This window comes from Pseudomonas sp. Pseusp11, assembly GCF_047304405.1.
Taxonomy (GTDB): domain Bacteria; phylum Pseudomonadota; class Gammaproteobacteria; order Pseudomonadales; family Pseudomonadaceae; genus Aquipseudomonas.
In genome coordinates this window covers 1-19794 of the sequence record NZ_JBGLZF010000027.1, presented here as the reverse complement: position 1 = coordinate 19794, position 19794 = coordinate 1, and the positions used below count along the sequence as shown (strand labels likewise).

The 19794-nt window shown below is 59.9% G+C and carries 18 protein-coding genes; 11 read left to right on the top strand and 7 right to left on the bottom strand.

The genetic code is table 11. The features are described from left to right. Nucleotides 1-53: 53 nt before the first annotated feature. Both ACCC96_RS20910 and ACCC96_RS20905 read right to left on the bottom strand, forming a co-directional pair. Nucleotides 54-1529, bottom strand: a complete 1476-nt coding sequence (locus ACCC96_RS20910) for a nucleobase:cation symporter-2 family protein (protein WP_258674185.1) — start codon at nt 1527-1529, stop codon at nt 54-56. A 231-nt stretch (nt 1530-1760) separates the two neighbouring features. Next, nucleotides 1761-2663: a LysR family transcriptional regulator gene (locus ACCC96_RS20905; RefSeq protein WP_258668555.1), complete on the bottom strand. Its 903-nt coding sequence runs from the start codon at nt 2661-2663 to the stop codon at nt 1761-1763. Between the two features lie 101 nt (nt 2664-2764). Here ACCC96_RS20905 and ACCC96_RS20900 point away from each other — a divergent pair, with 101 nt between their 5' ends. The 7 genes from ACCC96_RS20900 (at nt 2765) to ACCC96_RS20870 (ending at nt 8604) form a co-directional block, all read left to right on the top strand. Beyond that, on the top strand, nt 2765-3856 hold the full coding sequence (locus tag ACCC96_RS20900; protein WP_258668554.1) for a polyamine ABC transporter substrate-binding protein: 1092 nt from the start codon (nt 2765-2767) through the stop codon (nt 3854-3856). A gap of 22 nt (nt 3857-3878) precedes the next feature. After that, the gene (gene speB, locus ACCC96_RS20895; protein WP_258668553.1) at nt 3879-4838 is read left to right on the top strand and encodes an agmatinase; all 960 of its coding nucleotides are present in this window, start codon (nt 3879-3881) and stop codon (nt 4836-4838) included. Nucleotides 4839-5114: 276 nt separating this feature from the next. Next, entirely contained in the window at nt 5115-5831 is a 717-nt protein-coding gene (locus tag ACCC96_RS20890) for a helix-turn-helix transcriptional regulator (protein WP_019579228.1), read from the top strand. A gap of 52 nt (nt 5832-5883) precedes the next feature. Next, nucleotides 5884-6225, top strand: coding sequence for a nuclear transport factor 2 family protein (locus ACCC96_RS20885; protein ID WP_008010768.1), 342 nt, complete (start codon nt 5884-5886; stop codon nt 6223-6225). 49 nt (nt 6226-6274) lie between these two features. Further along, a complete protein-coding gene (gene zapE / locus ACCC96_RS20880; RefSeq protein ID WP_258668551.1) occupies nt 6275-7393 on the top strand; it encodes a cell division protein ZapE in 1119 nt (372 codons plus the stop codon). An 18-nt stretch (nt 7394-7411) separates the two neighbouring features. Beyond that, nucleotides 7412-7993 carry a DinB family protein gene (locus tag ACCC96_RS20875; protein ID WP_413696779.1) on the top strand — a complete coding sequence of 194 codons (582 nt, stop codon included), beginning with the start codon at nt 7412-7414 and terminating at the stop codon, nt 7991-7993. Between the two features lie 119 nt (nt 7994-8112). After that, the gene (locus tag ACCC96_RS20870; RefSeq protein WP_413696778.1) at nt 8113-8604 is read left to right on the top strand and encodes a GNAT family N-acetyltransferase; all 492 of its coding nucleotides are present in this window, start codon (nt 8113-8115) and stop codon (nt 8602-8604) included. Between the two features lie 225 nt (nt 8605-8829). Here ACCC96_RS20870 and ACCC96_RS20865 read toward each other — a convergent pair whose 3' ends face one another. Then, nucleotides 8830-10575: a phosphoethanolamine transferase CptA gene (locus ACCC96_RS20865; RefSeq protein WP_413696777.1), complete on the bottom strand. Its 1746-nt coding sequence runs from the start codon at nt 10573-10575 to the stop codon at nt 8830-8832. A 207-nt stretch (nt 10576-10782) separates the two neighbouring features. Continuing rightward, a complete protein-coding gene (locus ACCC96_RS20860) occupies nt 10783-10965 on the bottom strand; it encodes a DUF6026 family protein (RefSeq protein WP_008069248.1) in 183 nt (60 codons plus the stop codon). A gap of 272 nt (nt 10966-11237) precedes the next feature. Here ACCC96_RS20860 and gnd point away from each other — a divergent pair, with 272 nt between their 5' ends. Genes gnd through ACCC96_RS20845 form a run of 3 tightly spaced genes read left to right on the top strand, consistent with a single transcriptional unit; the run spans nt 11238 to nt 14556 of the window. Continuing rightward, nucleotides 11238-12218: a phosphogluconate dehydrogenase (NAD(+)-dependent, decarboxylating) gene (gnd, locus tag ACCC96_RS20855; protein WP_258668549.1), complete on the top strand. Its 981-nt coding sequence runs from the start codon at nt 11238-11240 to the stop codon at nt 12216-12218. After that, nucleotides 12215-13738 (top strand): glucose-6-phosphate dehydrogenase, encoded by a 1524-nt coding sequence (gene zwf / locus ACCC96_RS20850; protein WP_413696776.1) that lies wholly within the window; start codon nt 12215-12217, stop codon nt 13736-13738. The genes gnd and zwf overlap by 4 nt, the downstream gene beginning before the upstream one ends. Beyond that, nucleotides 13735-14556, top strand: coding sequence for an HAD family hydrolase (locus ACCC96_RS20845; protein ID WP_413696775.1), 822 nt, complete (start codon nt 13735-13737; stop codon nt 14554-14556). The genes zwf and ACCC96_RS20845 overlap by 4 nt, the downstream gene beginning before the upstream one ends. Before the next feature lie 23 nt (nt 14557-14579). On the opposite strand, the gene nhaB is transcribed toward ACCC96_RS20845, so the two are convergent. The 3 genes from nhaB to ACCC96_RS20830 all read right to left on the bottom strand — a co-directional run bounded on the left by nhaB (nt 14580) and on the right by ACCC96_RS20830 (nt 17989). Next, nucleotides 14580-16082 (bottom strand): sodium/proton antiporter NhaB, encoded by a 1503-nt coding sequence (gene nhaB / locus ACCC96_RS20840; RefSeq protein ID WP_064618114.1) that lies wholly within the window; start codon nt 16080-16082, stop codon nt 14580-14582. 67 nt (nt 16083-16149) lie between these two features. Then, on the bottom strand, nt 16150-17439 hold the full coding sequence (locus ACCC96_RS20835; protein ID WP_258668542.1) for a hypothetical protein: 1290 nt from the start codon (nt 17437-17439) through the stop codon (nt 16150-16152). Nucleotides 17440-17722: 283 nt separating this feature from the next. Further along, nucleotides 17723-17989: a hypothetical protein gene (locus ACCC96_RS20830; RefSeq protein WP_064618110.1), complete on the bottom strand. Its 267-nt coding sequence runs from the start codon at nt 17987-17989 to the stop codon at nt 17723-17725. Nucleotides 17990-18332: 343 nt separating this feature from the next. On the opposite strand from ACCC96_RS20830, the gene ACCC96_RS20825 reads away from it, so the two are divergent. Next, the gene (locus ACCC96_RS20825) at nt 18333-19658 is read left to right on the top strand and encodes a sigma 54-interacting transcriptional regulator (RefSeq protein ID WP_413696774.1); all 1326 of its coding nucleotides are present in this window, start codon (nt 18333-18335) and stop codon (nt 19656-19658) included. Nucleotides 19659-19794: the final 136 nt, after the last annotated feature.

The following is a 19794-nucleotide window of genomic DNA, read 5'->3' as shown; positions in this document are numbered from 1 at the left end:
ACATATTCTCGTAAAGAAAAAGGCCGAACCGCTCAAAGCTCGGCCTTTGAGCATTACGGACGGTTCAACTGTGCGACAACCACAGGCGACGTGGGTTCACCTTTGGCCGGAACATCCGGGTTCTGCATCACCTGAAGCACCGAGGCTTCCGGGTCGAACTCGTCTTCTTCCAGCTCGATGAACTCTTCGGGCAGGAAGATATTCAGCACGATAGCGCACAACGCACCGACAGTGATCGGCGATTCGAAGATGTTGTGCAGCGCCTTCGGCAGCTCGCGCAAGACTTCAGGCACCGCCGCGACACCCAGGCCCATGCCGAGGGAAATCGCCACGATCAGCATGTTGCGCCGATGCAGGCCTGCCTCGGCGAGGATCTTGATTCCGGCCACCGCTACGGTGCCGAACATCACCAGTTCGGCACCGCCGAGCACCGGTTTCGGCATCAATTGCAGCACGGCGCCGATCATCGGGAACAAGCCCAGCAGCACCAACAGACCGGCAATGAAAAACGCCACATAACGGCTGGCCACGCCAGTGAGCTGAATCACCCCGTTGTTCTGGGCGAAGGTCACCATCGGCATGCTGTTGAACACCGCCGCCATGGCTGAATTGAGGCCGTCGGCCAGCAGCCCGGACTTGATCCGACGGATATACACCGGGCCTTTGACCGGCTGCCGGGAAATCATCGAGTTGGCGGTCAGGTCACCAGCGGCTTCGAGGGGCGACACCAGGAAAATCACCGCCACTGGCACAAACGCCACCCAATCGAAGGAGAAACCGTACTTGAACGGCACAGGCACGCTCATCAGCGGCACGGCGGGCAGGCTGGCGAAATCGACCTGGCCCATGAACCACGCGACCGCATAGCCGAGGGCGAGGCCGATGACGATTGCTCCCAGGCGCAGGAACGGCACGTCCACCCGGTTCAACACCACGATAGTCCCCAGCACCAGTGCGGCAAGCGCCAGGTGGCTGGCCGCACCGAGATCCGCCGCACCGAAACCGCCAGCGATGTCGGTCATGGCGACCTTGATCAGCGACAGGCCCATGAGGGTGATGATGGTGCCGGTCACCACCGGGGTGATCAGCATCCGCAGCTTGCCGATGAACTGGCTCAACACCACTTCGATGAACGCGGCGAAAAAGCACACGCCGAAAATCGTCGACAGGATTTCATCGGTGCCGCCGCCTCGCGCCTTGACCATGAACCCGGCGCTAAGAATCACGCTAATGAACGAGAAACTGGTGCCTTGCAGGCACAACAGGCCGGAGCCTACCGGACCGAACCGCCGCGCCTGCACAAACGTGCCCAGCCCCGAGACGAACAGCGCCATGCTGATCAGATAAGGCACTTCACTTTGCAGGCCCAGGGCGCTGCCCATGATCAGCGTCGGAGTGATGATGCCGACGAAACTCGCCAGTACGTGTTGCAGGGCGGCGAAGACCGTGGCAGTCAGGTGAGGGCGGTCGTCGAGGCCGTAAATCAGATCGTTGTGGCGTGGGGAAGCGGTTTGTTCAGCTGCGGTCATGGTCAGGTGCGTGCCAGAAGGCGGGCCGGTCGGAAAAGGGAGCGCAGGATGCCAGCCGTGGGCATCGAGGGCAACGCTAAACGGTACAGGGGGCATGCACAACACCTGTGGCGAGGGAGCTTGCTCCCGCTGGGCTGCGAAGCGGCCCCAAAATCGGCCAGTCAAACCGCATATAGTGGGTTTGCGACTGCTGCGCAGCCGAACGGGAGCAAGCTCCCTCGCCACAGGAGATCAAACGGGCGCCGCGAATGCCGCAAGCAGATCCTCTTCAAAGGCCTTTTGCGCATCCCCCGGCACTTGTGCGCGATGGCGCGCCAGGTGGAACGCCACCTCGAAACTCATATCGCCCTGGCGCACGGCACGGAGCAACCCTTTGTCTTCCCAGCTACGGGCGAAGTGATCGGGCAAGTAACCCACGTGCTTGCCGGACAGAATAAAGGCAAGGGTGCCTTCGACCTGTTCGGATCGCGCTGAACAGAGCTTCCCCTGAAACGGCTCATCGCTGCGCAGGAAACGATAGGGGTGATCGACCCGGTCGCAGGCCTGGAGCGCTTGATCGTCAGGTGCGTCATCGGTGAACAGCGGATGCCCGGAGGCGCAGTACAGGTGCTGGGTTTCGGTGAACAGTTCACGGTAGTCAAAAGCACGCTGCGCCTGTGAGAAATAGCCGATCGCCAAGTCCAGCCGTTGTTGCAGCAACAGCCGTTCCATTTCGCCGGGCATGGCGCTGATCAACTCGATGCGCACCGATTCGTCCCGATCGCGAAAGCGTCGGATCGCCTCGGCCACCCGTTGCAGCACCGACTGATCAAGCGCTTCGGACAAGCCCAGGCGCACTTCGCCAATCAAGCGTCCGGCCACGCCGTTGGATTGATGGCGGAACGCTTCGATTGATTCGAACAAGGCGCGGGTGGCAACGAGCAACTGTTCGCCCTTGGGCGTGATCTTGAACCCGCCCTTGCCGCGACTGCACAGGCGATAACCGAGCCGGGTTTCGAGCTTGGCCATCTGCTGGCTGATGCTCGACTGGCTCAGCCCCAGCTCACCCTGGGCCGCGCTGAAGCCTCCGCATTCCACCACGCTGACAAACAGGCGCAGCAGGTGCAGGTCCAGATCATGCAGTTGGCCAAGCATCAAACATTACTCCGCAATAAAGTCAGGATAACTAACCTGGTATTTTTCCAATGTAACCGACGACGCATCCTGCAACCACTTCCTCCGGTCAGGTGTTCGTCATGGCTCCGCTCTTCAAGCTGTGTTTACCCGCGCTGTTCCTCGCCATGGCCATGCCGGCCCAGGCTGAGGAAAAAGTCCTCAATCTCTACAGTTGGGCCGATTACGTGGCGCCCGAGACCTTGCAGCGCTTCGAAAAGGAAACCGGCATCCACGTGCGCTACGACACGTTCGATACGCCGGAAGTGCTGGAAACCAAACTGCTCACCGGCGGCAGCGGTTACGACGTGGTGGTGCCGTCGTCCAGTGTCCTGGCGCGCGGCCTGGCGGCGGGAGCGCTGAAGGAAATTCCGCACGATGGCCTCAAGGGGTACGCCAACCTCGACCCGGACATGCTGGAAAAACTGGCGGCGGTCGATCCCGGCAATCGCTATGGCGTGCCTTACACCTGGGGCACGCTCGGGCTAGGGATGAATGTTGAAGCGGCAAAACAACGCTTGCCCAACATACCGCTCAACAGCCTGGACCTGCTGTTCAAGCCCGAATACGCCAGCAAACTGAAAGACTGCGGCATCGCGATTCTCGATTCGCCGCAAGAGGTGATTGGCCTGGCGTTGCATTATTTGGGTAAAGATCCCTACAGCACCGACAAGGCTGATCTGACAGCCGCCGACGCCCTGTTGCGTCAGCTACAGCCGTCGGTGCTGTACGTCGCCACCGGGCGGCAGATCAATGATCTGGCCAATGGCAGCGTTTGCCTGGCACTGACCTACAACGGTGACGCGAGCATGGCCGCCGATCAGGCGCGCAAGGCCAATAAACCGTTCGAGGTGGCTTACCGCATTCCACGTGAAGGCACACTGGTATGGCAGGACAACCTGGCAATTCCCAAGGATGCGCCGCACCCCGAAGCCGCTCGAGCCTTCATCGAGTTCATGTTGCGCCCCGAATCCGTTGCCGCACTGACCAATACGCTGTTCTTCGCCACGGCCAATCAGGCGGCGACGCCACTGGTGGATGAGGCGGTGCGCAGCGATCCCGACATCTACCCGCAGGCCGAGGTGCGTGAGCGGCTGTACGCCGACCGCAGCATGAGCCTCAAGGACATGCGTCAGCGCACCCGCCTGTGGACCACTTTCCGTAGCCGTCAATAAGCCAACAATAAGGAACACACCCATGGATGTCCCTGCACAGAACGATCAGGCCATGACCCGCGACAGTCTTTACGGGACTGCCGCCGAAAGCACCTACGCCGGAATCACCAGCTTCATGCGTCGGCGCTACAGCCGCGACTTGCGTGGCGTCGACGTGGTGGTCAGCGGCGTGCCGTTCGATACCGCCACCAGCAACCGCCCCGGTGCGCGTTTCGGACCACGCGGCATTCGGGCGGCGTCCACCGGGATCGCCTGGGAACGCCATTGGCCGTGGACGTTCGACCCGTTCGATCACTTGGCGGTGATCGACTACGGCGATTGCGCCTTCGATTACGGCGCGCCGCATTCGGTGCCGGAAAGCATTGAAGCCCACGCCGGGCACATCCTGGATAACGGTTGCGCGATGCTGACCTTCGGCGGCGATCACTTCATCAGTTATCCGCTGCTCAAGGCCCATGCCCGCCAGCATGGCGCGTTGTCATTGATTCACTTCGATGCCCATAGCGACACCTGGCCGGATGAAGAGGGCAAGCGTGTCGATCACGGCACGATGTTCTGGCATGCGGCCAGGGAAGGGCTGGTGGATCCGTCGCGTTCGGTGCAAATCGGCTTGCGCACCACCAATGACGATCATCAGGGCTTTCAGGTGCTGGATGCGCGGCAGGTTCATCGGCAAGGGTGCGAGGCGATTGTCGAGGCGATTCGTGCGCGGGTCGGCGATCACCCGGTGTATTTGACCTTCGACATCGACTGCCTCGACCCAGCCTTCGCGCCCGGCACCGGGACGCCGGTGTGCGGCGGCTTGAGCACGGTGCAGGCGCTGGAGATTCTCGGCGGCTTGCGCGGGATCAACCTGGTGGGGATGGACGTGGTGGAGGTGGCACCGGCCTACGACCACGCCGACATTACCTCACTGGCTGCGGCGACCCTGGCCATGGAAATGCTGTGTTTGTATGCGGCCAGGCATAAGGTCGATCGGTAACGGGCAAGCCGATGTGGCGGGTGGGGCTTGTGTGGCGAGGGGGCTTGTCGGACCGCCGCACCGCCCCGTTCGATTGCGAAGCAATCGTAAACCGGTCACTGCATTTTCTGATGCAAGACCGCGAAGGCTGGTTTTAGGGGCGCTTCGGACCCCAACGGGGGCAAGCCCCCTCGCCACATAAACCCGCTCCGGGCTGTGTCAGACTTTCGCTCCTGCCACTTTCTGACAGTAGCCTCTGCTAAGCTCCGGCGACTTCCAGAAAGGAGCCTGCCGACCGTGTCGCGAACCACTCGTTTACTGACCTTGTTACAAGTGCTGCGGGGCAAAAGTCGTCCGGTGACTGCCGCGACATTGGCCAGCGAGCTGGAGATTTCCGAACGCACGCTGTACCGAGACATCGCTGAACTCACCGCACTCGGCGCGCCGATTTTTGGTGAAGCGGGGATCGGCTATGTGTTGCGCAGCGGTCTGTTTCTGCCGCCCTTGATGCTCAATGCCGATGAAACCGAAGCCATCGTGCTCGGTTTGCGCTACGTGGATCAGCGTGGCGATGAGGTCTTGAGCAAAGCTGCGGCCGATGCCCTGGCAAAAATCGCCGCGGTGCTCGACCCGACGGCCCAGGACGCCTTGCGCAACCCAACGGTGCTGCCGGGCCCGCCGGGATATGGCTATCCGCAAAATGCCGTGCCATTGAATGTGTTTCGCCAGGCCATCCGCGATCAGGCCAAGTTGCATATCGATTACGCAGACGCCAACCAGGTGCCCAGCCAACGGTTGATCTGGCCACTGGCCCTGGGGTTTCTCAATGAGGTGCGGATCATCGTCGCCTGGTGTGAGTTGCGCAGTGCCTATCGCACGTTCCGCACTGACCGGATCTCGGCTGCCAGTGAACAGGGTGAGCGCTATCCGGGGCGGCGCAGCGACCTGTTGCGCACCTGGCGCAAGCAGATGCAACTGGACGAAGCAGGGCGTTTCACTCCTGACAAGAACTGACACTGGCTTGTTTTAGCATGGCTCCAGAATCAACTCACAAGGAGCCGTAAACATGTCCAATCCAGCCTCTTCACTGGCCCCCGCCATTGCCGCCTACATTGCTGCCGCCAATGCTCGCGACACCTCGAGGGTCGCCAGTTTTTTCGCTGAGGATGCCAACGTGTTCGATGAGGGGCAGCATCAGGTCGGCACGCAAGCCATCGCCCAATGGATGCAAGACACAGCACAACGTTATCAGCCGCGGGTCGAGGTGCTTGACGTTCAACAGCGCACCGGCAAAGTGCTGGTGCACAACCTGATCTCCGGCACTTTTCCCGGCAGCCCGCTGGAATTGCGCTATATGTTCCGCCTCAATGAACAGGGCAAGATCGCCCGGCTGGACATCTCTCTGTAACCACCGGCCCAGGCTTGGCGAGCCGCTATAGAGACGTATACTGCCGTGCATGAATGTCGACTCTCCCTTAACCGCCTGGCAACACGCCATCGAACAGAAGGGCTTCGTCCAGGACGAAGCCCAGGAACATGCCGTGTGGGCGCTGCAAAAATGCCACGAAGCCTTGCAGGAAGGCCGCGCGCCCATCACCGGCGTGTACCTCTGGGGCCCGGTCGGGCGGGGCAAGACCTGGTTGATGGATCAGTTCTATCAAAACCTGCGCGTCCCGGCCCGGCGGCAGCACTTTCACCACTTTATGGGCTGGGTGCATCAGCGCTCCTTCCAGTTGACCGGCACCGCCGACCCGCTGAAGGCCCTGGCCCGCGAGCTGAGCCAGGAAGTGCGGGTGCTGTGTTTCGATGAACTGTTCGTCAACGACATCGGTGACGCGATCATTCTCGGGCGCTTGTTCCAGGTGATGTTCGAACAGGGCGTGGTGGTGGTCTGCACCTCCAACCAACCGCCGGATCAGCTGTACGCCGATGGCTTCAACCGCGACCGCTTTGTGCCGGCGATTAGCGCGATCAAGCAGCACATGCAGGTGATTGCGGTGGACGGTGGAGAAGATCATCGTCTGCACCCCGGCGCCGGCCTGCAGCGTTATTGGGTGAACGTTTCGGGTCAGCCCGGCGCACTCGGCGACGTGTTCAAGGCCTTGACCGTCGGCCAGACGCTGTCCAGCGCTCCGGTGCAGATCGGCTACCGTTCGGTCAATGTCATGCAGGCCAGTCGAACTGTGCTCTGGTGTCGTTACGCCGAGGTCTGCGAGCAGCCTTTTGCCGCCATGGACTTCATGGCCCTGTGCGACACCTTCAGCGCTATTCTGTTGAGTGACGTGCCTAATCTCAGCGCGCAAAAACGCGAAGGGCGCATCGCCCGCGGCACTGAAGACGGTGTCGAGCGGGTGGCGGCGGGGGATCGCGAGTTGCCGCAGTTATCGGTGCATGACGACGGTGTGCGGCGGTTCATTGCCCTGGTGGACGAATGCTACGACCGCAAGGTGCCGCTGTACCTCGAAGCGCAGGTGCCGATGGAGGCGCTGTACACCGAGGGCTATCTGGAATTCCCGTTTCGCCGCACCCTCAGCCGTTTGCAGGAGATGCAGCTAAAACGTTTTGCCGAGGCTTGATGTCCGGGAGCAGTGAACATGAATCAGCCCTTGTCCCACCATTTGCTGACCATGGCCTATCAGAACGCCTGGGCCAATCACCGACTGGCCAAGGCCTGGATGCAACTGAGCCCGGCTGAGCTGGCGGCGCCGCGCGTCAGTTTCTTCCCCAGCCTGCGCGCAACCCTCAACCACATTCTGACGTGCGACTGGTTCTATGCGGACGCCCTGGAGCGGGAGTTGCGCGGTGACGAGCCGCATCCCGATTGCTATGTGTTTTTCAACCAGGATGAGCCATTCACCGACGGCGCCGATCTCAAGCGCGAGCAAGCGGTGGTCGACCGTCGACTGATCGCCTACTGCGAGCAATTGCGTGACGCAGAGCTCGGGCGAATCGTGACCATTGCGCGCGATACCCCGCAACACGACAGCCGATTACGCCTGCTGTCCCATCTGTTCGAGCACCAGATTCACCATCGCGGGCAGGTTCACGCGATGCTCAGCGGCACGTCGGTCAAGCCGCCGCAACTGGACGAGTTTTTCTGTGCCGGTGAGGCGGGGTTGAGGGCCGAGGATTTTACCGAGCTGGGATGGACCGAGGCACTGATCTGGGGTGCTTGAGCGCGCGCGATCGCAACAGGATCCAGTTGTCGGCACCCCGGTGCTCGCGATAAGGTCGCAGGACCTTTCAGTGCGCAAGAAGCGAACTGGGGCAACTTCATGTGTGATCGAGGGTGGAAATGGAATCCGCAGAAATTCTTGTGCTTCAGGCCAGTTACAGCAACCCGACACATGCCGAGGCGATTTGTCTTGTATTGAACCATTACGCCGAAGACCCAATGGGTGGCGGTAAGTCGTTGCCTACCCATGTGTTGCAACAACTGCCGGGGGAGCTGGCCAAGCGGCCCCATGCCTTCAGTGTATTGGCGTTTGTCGGTGGCGAGCCGGCAGGGCTGGTCAATTGCTTCGAAGGCTTTTCGACCTTTGCCTGTCGGCCATTGGTCAACGTGCACGATGTGGTCGTGGTGTCGAAGTTTCGCGGGTTGGGACTGAGCCAGAAGATGCTGCAAAAAGTCGAGGACATCGCACGCCAGCGCGGCTGCTGCAAAATCACCCTGGAAGTACTGGAAGGCAATCCAGTGGCCCAGGCGTCTTATGGAAAATTCGGTTTCTCGTCAGGCATGTTCGACCCGGCGCATGGCCGGATGCTGTTCTGGACCAAAACGCTTTAGTCCGCAATCCATGCAAGAGTGTGTGGCGAGAGCGCTTGTGTGGCGAGGGAGCTTGCTCCCGCTCGGCTGCGAAGCAGTCGTAAACCCTTTACATGCGGTTTAACTTTGAAATACCGGGGTCGCTGCGCGACCCAACGGGAGCAAGCTCCCTCGCCACAGAAACCCCTTGCCACGCAGGTCCTCTTTGCCACACAAGCCCGCACCCCACAGGGGGGCGCGCCAGAACTACTGCTTAACGACCGTCGGAGTGACAGGCGCGGCCTTGGGTTTCATCAGGCTGAAGTCGATCAACGGCCGCTGCTCACGCTCGTAAGGGTTGCCAATCATCAATGGCCGAGGCTTGAAGCTGTCGCTGACCAGGCTTTTGCTGCGGTCCAGTTCATCGAAACTCAGTCCGGCCAGATCCGCCCAGGTGTGGATCAGCTGGGAGCTGCTGTACGGCCGACCCAGATCAGCGGCAAAACTCCAGTCATGGGTTTCGCGCCATTTCGGCGAGGCCCAGGCCACGAATGGAATGGTGTACATCGGCGCGGTCGGCTTGTTCTCGTTGCGGCCCAGGGTGTTGTGGCCAGCGGAGTCGAACACGTCTTCGCCGTGGTCGGAGAGGTACAGCAGGAAGCCGTTCGGATCGGTCTTGGCGTAGTCCTTGATCAGGCTCGAGACCACGAAGTCGTTGTACAGCACCGCGTTGTCATAGCTGTTGTACGTCGGCACCTGATCGTCACGTACACCGTCCGGCACGCCTTTGCGGTCGGTGAACTTGTTGAACGTTGGCGGGTAACGGTACTGGTAGCTCATGTGCGTGCCGAGCAAATGCACGACGATCAGCTTGCGTGGCGCCGCATCGGCCAGCGCCTTGCTGAACGGCTCGATCACATCGCCATCGTACTGGGCGGCGTTCTGGTTGCGGTTGTTGTTCAGGTACACCTGCTCGTCGGCCTGTTCGGAGAAGGTCGTGAGCATGGTGTTGCGCTTGGTCATGGTCTGCTGGTTGGTGATCCAGAAGGTTTTGTAACCCGCCTGTTTCATCATGCTGACCAATGACGGCGTCGTCAGGTAGAGGTCCGGGTTCTCTTCGTCGGCGAACGTCAGCACCTGCTGCAATGCTTCGATTGTGTAGGGGCGTGGGGTAATGACGTTATCGAAAACCGCCAGTTGGTCCTTGAGCTTGTCCAGTTCCGGAGTGGTTTCCCGCGGGTAGCCGTACAGGCTCATGCGCTGACGGTTGGTGGACTCGCCGATCACCAGCACCAGGGTCGCCGGCTGATTGGCCATTGAATCGGTGAAGTTCTTCAGCGGCGGGATCTTGCTGGCGCTGTCGAGCATGTCTTGCATGCCGGCCAGGGTGCCGAGGTAACGGTGATAGGCCACGGCCATCTGCCACGGCACCGCGGGCTCGATGCGGGTTTCGAATTTCTCGAAGCCTTCTGCCAGGCTGCCGGTGTGCGCGGTCTGCTTGATCAGCGGGTAACCGATCACGGCCAGCACAATCGCCGTCGCGGCAATCAGCGCCTGGGCGCGTGGCAGGTACACCGGGCGCACGCGGGTCCAAAGGAAATACGCGAACGCGGTGTGGGCGAGGAACGCCAGTACCATCCACCAGGCAAAGTATTGCGTCATGTACTCGCCGGCTTCAGACACGTTCGATTCGAACATGATGAAGATGACGCTCTGGGAGAATTCCTGCTGATAGATGAAGAAATAACCCAGGCTGGCCATCGAACAGGCCCACAGCACCACGCCGATCAGCGCGGACATTACACGGGTTTGTTTGGGGAATAACAGCATTGGCGCGAGCCAGACGGCGCTCATCACAAAGGCCTGGCGGAACCCGCTAAAACCGGAGGTGCCCGTCAGTTGAATCAGCAGTTGGGTGATACCGGAGAAATACCAGAAGAACAGAAATAACCAGAGAAATCCTGCCCAATCAAAACCATTCGCAGACGTTTTGCTGCGTTTAAACAAAGCCATTCAACACTCCAGCCTGATGATCGGCCGTCGGCACTCTCCTTGTTACAGACGAACGGATGCCGCTCGCAAAGCAAGCAGCCACAAAGGGCCGGAGTATCGCCAAGCAAGTGTGAAAACTTTGTGAGTTGTCGAAGCGGTCAGGATTGCAGCGAGAAGGAAACAGCGGCGGCTGATCCCTTCTCTCAAACGAAGGAGCCGGCGAGGAGATCAGGCGTGAGGAGCACGTTGGGTGACGGGCAAGGGCTGAGCCTGATTGCCTTGGGTCAGCAGGCGCAATTGCGCAACTTCCCGTTTCAACTGATCGCGCTCGTCTTTCAACTGGCGCAGTTCATCGCGACGGATCGTGACGTAAAGGGTTTGTGCTGGCAGTGCGGTGTGTACGGTGCCCATTGCTCACCTCGCAAATGGCGGTATCAACTGTAAGTCGGCTCCCGAAATCGGGTGCTCACTTACTATCGGCGCCAATTTTGATTTCTTTTGCCCCTGAAGGGAACTTTTTTATTTTTCATTGTCGTTGTGTCTTCGGCACGATTCCCGACGTTATCAGTCTGGATCGGGCACAATGCCCGGAAACTTCATCCCGCCGCTCTGGACTAACCTTCACTAGTCGCGTTGGGCTATAACCTTAGACACACTTTATTTGTAGTAGGGAGCATCAGTACATGCAACTCGGGATTATTGGACTGGGCCGCATGGGCGGTAATATTGCGCGGCGCCTGATGCTCAACGGGCACACCACCGTTGTTTACGACCGCAATACCGCTTTTGTCGACACCTTGGCCGAAGAGGGCGCTACCGGCGTCGCCGATTTGCCAGCCCTGGTCGCTGGCCTGGCCAAGCCGCGCGCGGTGTGGGTCATGCTGCCCGCCGGCGCACCGACCGAAGACACCATCGACACCCTGAGCACCCTGCTTGAAGAGGGCGATACCATCATCGATGGCGGCAACACCTTCTATAAGGACGATATCCGTCGGGCCAAAACCCTGTCGGAAAAAGGTCTGCATTACATCGACGTCGGCACCTCCGGCGGCGTCTGGGGCCTGGAACGTGGCTACTGCATGATGATCGGCGGCGATGCCGAGACGGTTAAGCGTCTTGACCCGTTGTTCGAGTCCCTGGCCCCGGGTATGGGCGACATTCCGCGCACCAAGGATCGCAAGTCCGATGACGATCGCGCCGAGCGCGGTTACATCCACGCAGGCCCCGCCGGCGCCGGCCACTTCGTCAAGATGATCCATAACGGCATCGAATACGGAATGATGCAGGCCTTCGCCGAAGGCTTCGACATCCTCAAGACCAAAGCCAGCACCAACCTGCCGGAAGATCAGCGTTTCGACCTGAACGTGGCCGACATCGCCGAAGTCTGGCGTCGTGGCAGCGTGGTCTCGTCCTGGCTGCTCGACCTGACCGCCGATGCCCTGGCGTCCGATCCGAAACTCGACGGCTACTCGGGTGAAGTGGCCGACAGCGGTGAAGGGCGCTGGACCATCGAAGCCGCCATGGAACAAGCGGTGCCGGTACCGGTGCTGTCGAACTCGCTGTTCTCTCGCTACCGTTCGCGCGGGCAAGGCAACTTTGGCGACAAGATTCTCTCGGCCCAGCGCTTCGGCTTCGGCGGCCATGTGGAGACTGCGAAAAAATGACCCACGTGATCCGCAGGAAATCCAAGGCAGAACCCGCACCGCCCACCACGCTGTTTTTGTTCGGTGCCCATGGTGATCTGGTCAAGCGCCTGCTGATGCCAGCGCTGTACAACCTGAGTCGCGATGGTTTGCTGGGGAATGGACTGCGGATCGTCGGCGTTGATCACAACGCCATCAGTGACGAAGCCTTTGCCAAAAAACTCGAAGATTTCATTCGGGCGGAAGTGGCAGCCAAGGTCGGCAAGGGCGATCACGCCCTTGATCCGGCGTTGTGGGCCAAATTGGCCAAACACATCAGCTACGTCCAGGGCGATTTCCTGGATGAACGCACTTATGACGCGCTGGCGGCGAAAATCGACGCCAGCGGCACCGGCAACGCCATCTTCTACCTGGCCACCGCCCCGCGCTTTTTCAGCGAAGTGGTGCGGCGTCTCGGGGCTGCCGGATTGTTGCAAGAAGCCCCTGAAGCGTTCAGAAGGGTGGTGATCGAAAAGCCTTTCGGCTCGGATCTGTACACCGCCGAAGCCTTGAACGCGTGCTTGCTCAAAGTGATGACGGAAAAGCAGATCTACCGGATCGATCACTATCTGGGCAAGGAAACCGTGCAGAACATTCTGGTCAGCCGATTCTCCAACAGCCTGTTCGAAGCCTTCTGGAACAACCATTACATCGACCACGTACAAATCACCGCCGCCGAAACCGTCGGCGTGGAAACCCGTGGCAGTTTTTATGAGGTCACCGGCGCCCTGCGGGATATGGTGCCCAATCACCTGTTCCAATTGTTGGCGATGGTCGCCATGGAACCACCGGCCGCGTTTGGCGCCGATGCGGTACGCGGCGAGAAGGCCAAAGTCATCGGCGCGATTCGCCCCTGGTCGACCGAGGAAGCGCGAGCCAACTCAGTGCGCGGCCAATACACCGCCGGCGAGATCGATGGCAATCCGTTGCCCGGTTATCGCCAGGAAACCAACGTCGCGCCCGACAGCACCACCGAAACCTATGTCGCGCTCAAAGTGATGATCGACAACTGGCGCTGGGTCGGCGTGCCGTTCTACCTGCGTACCGGCAAGCGCATGAGCGTGCGCGACACCGAGATCGTCATTTGCTTCAAACCGGCGCCGTATGCGCAGTTCCGCGATACCGAGGTCGAAGAATTGCAGCCGACCTACCTGCGGATCCAGATCCAGCCCAACGAAGGCATGTGGTTCGACCTGCTGGCCAAACGGCCGGGGCCGGCGTTGAACATGGCCAATATCGAGCTGGGCTTTGCCTACAAGGATTTCTTTGAAATGCAGCCGTCCACCGGCTACGAAACCTTGATCTACGATTGCCTGACCGGCGATCAGACGCTGTTCCAGCGTGCCGACAACATCGAGAACGGCTGGCGCGCCGTGCAGCCGTTCCTCGACGCCTGGCAGCAGGACGCAACCGTGGAGAGCTATGCGGCCGGTGAAGACGGACCCAAGACCGCTGACGAACTGTTGACCCGCGACGGTCGCGTCTGGCATAGCCTCGGATGAGTGACGTCACGCTACAACCCATCCGTTTTCTGCTCAGTGACATGGACGGCACGTTGTTGCTGCCCGATCACAGCCTCAGCCAACGCACCATCGAGGCCGTCCGCGCCTTGCGTGACGCCGGCGTGCTGTTCAGCCTGGCCACCGGGCGTCCACCAAAAGCCATGTTGCAGCAGATCGAAGCCCTGGGCGTTGATTTGCCAACGGCGGCGTTCAATGGCGGCACGATCGTCAACCCGGACGGCAGTTTGCTGGTGGCGCATTATTTGCCGGCAACGGCGGCGCTGACGGCGCTGGCGCTGTTTGCCGATCAGCCGGATATTGAAGTCTGGGTGTTCAGCGGTGGTGACTGGCTGTTGAAGGACTCGAACGGCCCGATGGTCCCGCGAGAACAACATGGCCTGGGTTATCCGCCGGTGGTGGTCGAGAGTTTCGAGCCTTGCCTGGCACGCATCGACAAGATCGTCGCTGCCAGCAACAACACCGAACTGTTGATCGAGCTGGAAGCGCGGTTGCTGGCCAAGGTCGAAGGCCAGGCGCAGGTGTCGCGTTCGCAGCCGGTCTATCTGGACGTGACCGCGATGCAGGCCAACAAGGGCGCGGCACTGGCGACACTGGCCGGGTTTCTCGGGGTGTCGCTGGAACAGACCGCCGCCATGGGCGACGGCGGCAATGACCCGGCGATGTTTCATCGTGCCGGGTTGTCGATCGCCATGGGGCAGGCGGAAGAGGCGGTGAAGCGTCAGGCCGACGTGGTGACCGGGGCCAATACCGAAGACGGCGCGGCCCAGGCGATCGAGCGATACATCCTCAAGCGCTGAATACACAACCGAGTATTGCGGTGTTACAGCCAGTAGCTTACGGCGTACCAGCCAAGAACCCCCATCACCACGGTGTATGGCAGCGCCATCCACACCATCCGCCCGTACGACAGACGAATCAGCGGGGCAATCGCCGAGGTCAGCAGGAACAGGAACGCCGCCTGGCCATTAGGCGTCGCCACGCTCGGCAGGTTGGTCCCGGTATTGATCGCAATCGCCAGGGTTTCAAAGTGTTCGCGGCTCATGTGGCCGGAGATGAATGCCTGTTTCACTTCGGTGATGTAAATGGTCGCGACGAACACGTTGTCGCTGATGGCCGACAGCAAGCCATTGGCAATAAACAGCATGCCCGGCTGCTGGTCCGCCGGCAGCGTCAACACCCACTGGATCAGCGGCGCGAACAGTTGCTGATCGTGAATCACCGCCACCACGGCGAAAAATACCACCAGCAGCGAGGTGAACGGCATGGCGTCCTTGAAGGCGGTGCCGAGGCGGTGTTCGTCAGTGATACCGGTAAACGCGGTGATCAGCACGATCACCATCAAGCCGATCAGGCCGACTTCGGCGATGTGAAACGCCAGCCCGGCAATCAGAATCAGCGCCGCCGCCCCTTGAACCAGCAATGCGGCGCGCTGACGCGAAGTACGCTCGGCGTTGTCTTCGGCGGCGTAGTTGGCCAGCACCGCTCGCACGTTGTCCGGCAGCAGCGTGCCGTAACCGAACCAGCGCAGTTTCTCCAGCAGTACGCAGGTCACAAGGCCCGCTGCCAGCACCGGCAACGACACCGGGGCGATCTTCAGAAAGAACTCGGCAAAGTGCCAGCCCATCTCATGGCCGATCAGCAGGTTTTGCGGCTCGCCAACCAGCGTGCAAACACCACCCAACGCTGTGCCGACCGCGCCGTGCATCAGCAGGCTGCGCAGGAAGGCGCGGAATTGTTCGAGGTCGGCATGGTGCAACGTCGGCAACTGCCGGTCATCGCCGAACTCACTGTCCTGACGCGGATCGTTGCCCGAGGCGACGCGGTGATACACCGAGTAAAACCCCACGGCCGCGCTGATGATGACCGCGGTCACGGTCAATGCATCGAGAAACGCCGAGAGAAACGCTGACAGGAAACAGAACATCAACGCCAGCAGCGCCTTGGAGCGAACTCCCAGCAACAGGCGGGAGAACAGAAACAGCAGCAGGTCTTTCATGAAGTAGATGCCCGCCACCATGAACATCAGCAACAGGATCACCGGGAAGTTGTGCACCAGTTCGTCATAGAGCGCCTGGGGCGTGGTCATTTTCAGCAGCAGAGCTTCGATCAGCAGCAACCCGCCGGGCATCAGCGGGTAACACTTGAGCGCCATGGCCAGGGTGAAGATGAACTCCAGCACCAACAACCAGCCGGCCGCCACCGGACCGATCGTCCACAACACCAGGGCGTTGAGAATCAGGAATCCGATAATGCTGGCTTTGTACCAGCGGGGTGAATGCCCAAGAAAATTGTGTGCGAAGGCCTGGGCCATTGAGCCGGACATCGGCTACTCCTTGTATTAAGAAGCGCGCAACTTGCCGTAAGCGGAAGGGAAGATCAAGTGCAGGAAACTAGGGTTGATAACGGGCGACGACGGCGCGGTAGTTGCCATCCAGTGAATAGCCGCCGACGACGATGCAACCATCGGTCTGCACGGCCAATGAAGTGGCGGTGTCGGGGCCTCGACTCAGGCGTGTGCGGACCCAGCCCATGCCATTGGCGAAGCTGCGATCCAGCGCCCCATTGGGTAAATACCGGGCGAGAATGAAATCGCCTTCGAGCCCGCCGCCCGTCGCTCCGACCGTCAGCACACAGTCGTCCGGTTGTATCTGGGCGGCGGTCCACTGGCAGCCGCTGTGGCTGATTTCCAACAGTTGTGGCTGGCCGCTATTGCAATGCATGTCAGGTCGGCCATTGCTGTGAACATTCAGGGCGAGGCAGTGCATCGGGTCGCGACTGCTGCCAAAACAATGCAAATCACCATTTTCGTGCTGGACGATCTGGCAGACCTGGGCACTCTGACCCCAGGCCTTGAAGGTCATGAAGCCATCCACGGCGAAGCCGTCATCCAGCTGGCCATCGGTGTGATAACGCGCCAGCAAACCTTCCTCGGGGAAGTTGATCGATCCGCCCACCAGGATTCGGCCGTCATATTGCACCATCAGACTGTTCAGCCAGGTGTTCATCAATAAGTGCCGGACCATGACAAAGCCACGACCATTGAAGGTACTGTCCAGCGAGCCGTCGGCATTGAGCCGAATCAGCATGCCGACGTGATCGGCCAATTCAAAGTGATGATTGGCCAGCAGCAGGATTCGACCATCGTCCTGCACGCAGATATCACAGGCTTCGGTACCCGGCACGCCGGGTGGTAACCAGGCGTCGCGAGCGCCTTCGGAAAGCTTCCCCGGCAGGCGCACCACGCAGCGGCCGTGCTCACCAAAACCCTGTATCGGGCAGCCTCGTTGATCAAACATCGCCACGGCGGGCAACGTACGATGAGCATTTTCGTAGTGCAGGCCGGCCACCAGAATGTTCCCGTCGGCCAGCACCCGCACCGTGCCCGCCATGGCCTCGTAGCCGTGGGCGAATTGCCCGATGATGCTGCCTTGTTTACCGAAGGCCAGATCCGCCGAACCATCCTCACGCAGGCGTGCCAGGCCAAAGCGGCAGCCACCTGGCGTGCCGACCTTGGCTGCCACCAGAATTCGGCCGGTGTGGTCAATCGCCACACCATTGACCCTGCTGGAGGTACTGCCGGCGAAATACACTTGAGTCTTGCCGCTGCCGGCGAAATGGCTATCGAGTTGCCCGGCGTCTTTCACCGCTGCCGGTATGGCAAAAGCAGTCTGGAGTGGCATGCACGCATCTCCTTGCCAGTCGTCCTTGTCCGGGTGCCCGGAGGTTGACTGCATGAGAAGAACATTCAATCCCTGAATGCGATGATGCGCAACTGCCATTACGCTCGGGAGGAGCGGCGTTTTGTGCCAGAACAGTGTCTTCTCGAACCACTGACAAGCCTGCCAAGTAATCTGGCGGCTAGAAGTTGGAAAACGTAAATGGCGTTATGCAGCTGACCGTAGAAAACCGTCAACTAAGGAGAAGCAGGGACGCGGATTACCGGGCGGTAATCCGCGAAAAAGATTAATGCGGCATGGACCACGATTGCAGTGTGTAACCTTCCTCGCTCAGCTCGGCGCGGGCTTGTTCCAGCAAGTGTGCAAGTTGCTGCGGATCGGAATAGGCACTGCTGGGAATTTGTTTGCGGCTGATACGAGTGTTAGTGCGATCAATGATGGCCAAGCTGAGCTCGCCATTACCGTCTTGTGGGGCCCAGGCCACGCATTGAAAGGGTTGGAATGCGCGGTCGGCAATCAAAAGAGCTTCGTTGATACGGAGCGGGGCGTTCATGGGGTCTTCTCTCTGTGTGCCCAATCAAGTGATGTGCCGTCGGTTGGGCTTACCGTTCGGCTGGTTACTTGTACTGATGTCCGCAACCGGGGGTTGGGTCACACACAATCAAAAGAAATTTCAACTTTCTTTGATTCGCCGGCGATTCAGGCAGTTGCTGAAAGCTGAATGAAAGGTTCAATTCGTTAGGCAACTCATTAAGTGATTTTTTATAACTAATAAGCCGACGTCCCTATAAGCAATCGATACAAGCCAGCGTCAATTTTTTGCTAGTGTTACACCGAAGCCCGCCAAATGACTGTTTTTAATAATATTTCCTAAAATTTGGCGCCAAGGAACAGTCATGATCGAAGCGCCTGCTTTACGACGTCTTTTAGTAGTGGATCCTTGCGACGACTGCCACCGTTTGCTGCCGGGTTTACGCGCTGTGGGTTGGGATGTCGACAGCTGTACCCTGGAAAACGCCGCGGAACGAACCTGCGACGTCGGCCTGTTGCGCTTGCAGCCATTTCATCTGGAACGTCCGGAAGCCGTCAAGGAACTGATCACCCGTAGCGGTACCGAGTGGATCGCCGTGCTCGATCAGGATGTCCTGCGAATGCAGAATGTCGGGGATTTCGTCTGCGAATGGTTTTTTGACTTCCATACCTTGCCGTTCGATGTTTCAAGGGTTCAGGTCACTCTGGGCCGAGCGTTCGGCATGGCGCGCCTGCGCGGGCAGGGCACGGTTCATATCGATCAGCCTGAACACGAACTGCTCGGCGACAGCAAACCGATTCGCGAGCTGCGCAAATTGCTGAGCAAACTGGCGCCCACCGAATCGCCGGTGCTGATCCGCGGCGAAAGCGGCACCGGTAAAGAATTGGTCGCCCGTACCCTGCATCAACAATCCCAGCGTCACAGCAAGCCATTCGTGGCGATCAACTGTGGCGCGATTCCCGAACATTTGATCCAGTCCGAATTGTTTGGTCACGAGAAGGGGGCCTTTACCGGCGCCCATCAGCGCAAGGTCGGGCGGATAGAAGCGGCCAACGGCGGCACCCTGTTTCTCGATGAAATAGGCGATCTGCCACTGGAGCTGCAAGCCAATCTGCTGCGCTTCCTGCAGGAAAAACACATCGAGCGGGTTGGCGGTCATCAGCCTGTTCCGGTGGATGTGCGGGTATTGGCGGCGACGCACGTCGACCTTGAAGAGGCCATCGAGAACAAACGCTTTCGCGAAGATTTGTACTACCGTTTGAACGTCCTGCAAGTAGTCACCGTGCCGCTGCGGGAGCGCCATGGTGATCTATTGATGCTGGCCAACCACTTTTCCCATTTCTACAGTAGTGAAACCGGTCGTCGTCCGCGCAGCTTCAGCGAAGATGCATTGGTCGCCATGGGCAAGCACGACTGGCCGGGCAATGTCCGCGAGCTGGCCAATCGGGTACGTCGTGGGTTGGTACTTGCCGAAGGCCGGCAGATCGAGGCGCGAGACCTGGGGCTGCTCAGTCAACACGCCTTCGCCACCCCGATGGGCACCCTGGAAGACTACAAGACCCGCGCCGAACGCCAGGCGCTGTGTGATGTGTTGAATCGGCACAGCGACAACCTGAGTGTTGCCGCCCGAGTCCTGGGCGTGTCGCGGCCGACTTTTTACCGATTGCTGCACAAGCACCAGATCCGCTAGGGCGGGTAAACGAAAAGGGCCCCAGCGCCAAACAACCCAGCCGGCCGATTACAAATGGGTGGAGGTGTAGATTAAAAAAAAAAACCAACCCCACAGACGAAAAATGATATCGTTGTTGGGAGAGTGTATTATAAAA

What these genes read in the sequence shown, in the direction of transcription:
- ACCC96_RS20870 (WP_413696778.1), top strand. Translation starts at nt 8,113, where the DNA reads ATGGAATCCGCAGAAATTCTTGTGCTTCAGGCCAGTTACAGCAACCCG.
- ACCC96_RS20860 (WP_008069248.1), bottom strand. Translation starts at nt 10,965, where the DNA reads ATGGGCACCGTACACACCGCACTGCCAGCACAAACCCTTTACGTCACG.
- ACCC96_RS20835 (WP_258668542.1), bottom strand. Translation starts at nt 17,439, where the DNA reads ATGCCACTCCAGACTGCTTTTGCCATACCGGCAGCGGTGAAAGACGCC.
- ACCC96_RS20830 (WP_064618110.1), bottom strand. Translation starts at nt 17,989, where the DNA reads ATGAACGCCCCGCTCCGTATCAACGAAGCTCTTTTGATTGCCGACCGC.
- ACCC96_RS20900 (WP_258668554.1), top strand. Translation starts at nt 2,765, where the DNA reads ATGGCTCCGCTCTTCAAGCTGTGTTTACCCGCGCTGTTCCTCGCCATG.
- zapE (WP_258668551.1), top strand. Translation starts at nt 6,275, where the DNA reads ATGAATGTCGACTCTCCCTTAACCGCCTGGCAACACGCCATCGAACAG.
- ACCC96_RS20875 (WP_413696779.1), top strand. Translation starts at nt 7,412, where the DNA reads ATGAATCAGCCCTTGTCCCACCATTTGCTGACCATGGCCTATCAGAAC.
- ACCC96_RS20825 (WP_413696774.1), top strand. Translation starts at nt 18,333, where the DNA reads ATGATCGAAGCGCCTGCTTTACGACGTCTTTTAGTAGTGGATCCTTGC.
- ACCC96_RS20845 (WP_413696775.1), top strand. Translation starts at nt 13,735, where the DNA reads ATGAGTGACGTCACGCTACAACCCATCCGTTTTCTGCTCAGTGACATG.
- speB (WP_258668553.1), top strand. Translation starts at nt 3,879, where the DNA reads ATGGATGTCCCTGCACAGAACGATCAGGCCATGACCCGCGACAGTCTT.
- ACCC96_RS20865 (WP_413696777.1), bottom strand. Translation starts at nt 10,575, where the DNA reads ATGGCTTTGTTTAAACGCAGCAAAACGTCTGCGAATGGTTTTGATTGG.
- gnd (WP_258668549.1), top strand. Translation starts at nt 11,238, where the DNA reads ATGCAACTCGGGATTATTGGACTGGGCCGCATGGGCGGTAATATTGCG.
- ACCC96_RS20905 (WP_258668555.1), bottom strand. Translation starts at nt 2,663, where the DNA reads ATGCTTGGCCAACTGCATGATCTGGACCTGCACCTGCTGCGCCTGTTT.
- nhaB (WP_064618114.1), bottom strand. Translation starts at nt 16,082, where the DNA reads ATGTCCGGCTCAATGGCCCAGGCCTTCGCACACAATTTTCTTGGGCAT.
- zwf (WP_413696776.1), top strand. Translation starts at nt 12,215, where the DNA reads ATGACCCACGTGATCCGCAGGAAATCCAAGGCAGAACCCGCACCGCCC.
- ACCC96_RS20885 (WP_008010768.1), top strand. Translation starts at nt 5,884, where the DNA reads ATGTCCAATCCAGCCTCTTCACTGGCCCCCGCCATTGCCGCCTACATT.
- ACCC96_RS20910 (WP_258674185.1), bottom strand. Translation starts at nt 1,529, where the DNA reads ATGACCGCAGCTGAACAAACCGCTTCCCCACGCCACAACGATCTGATT.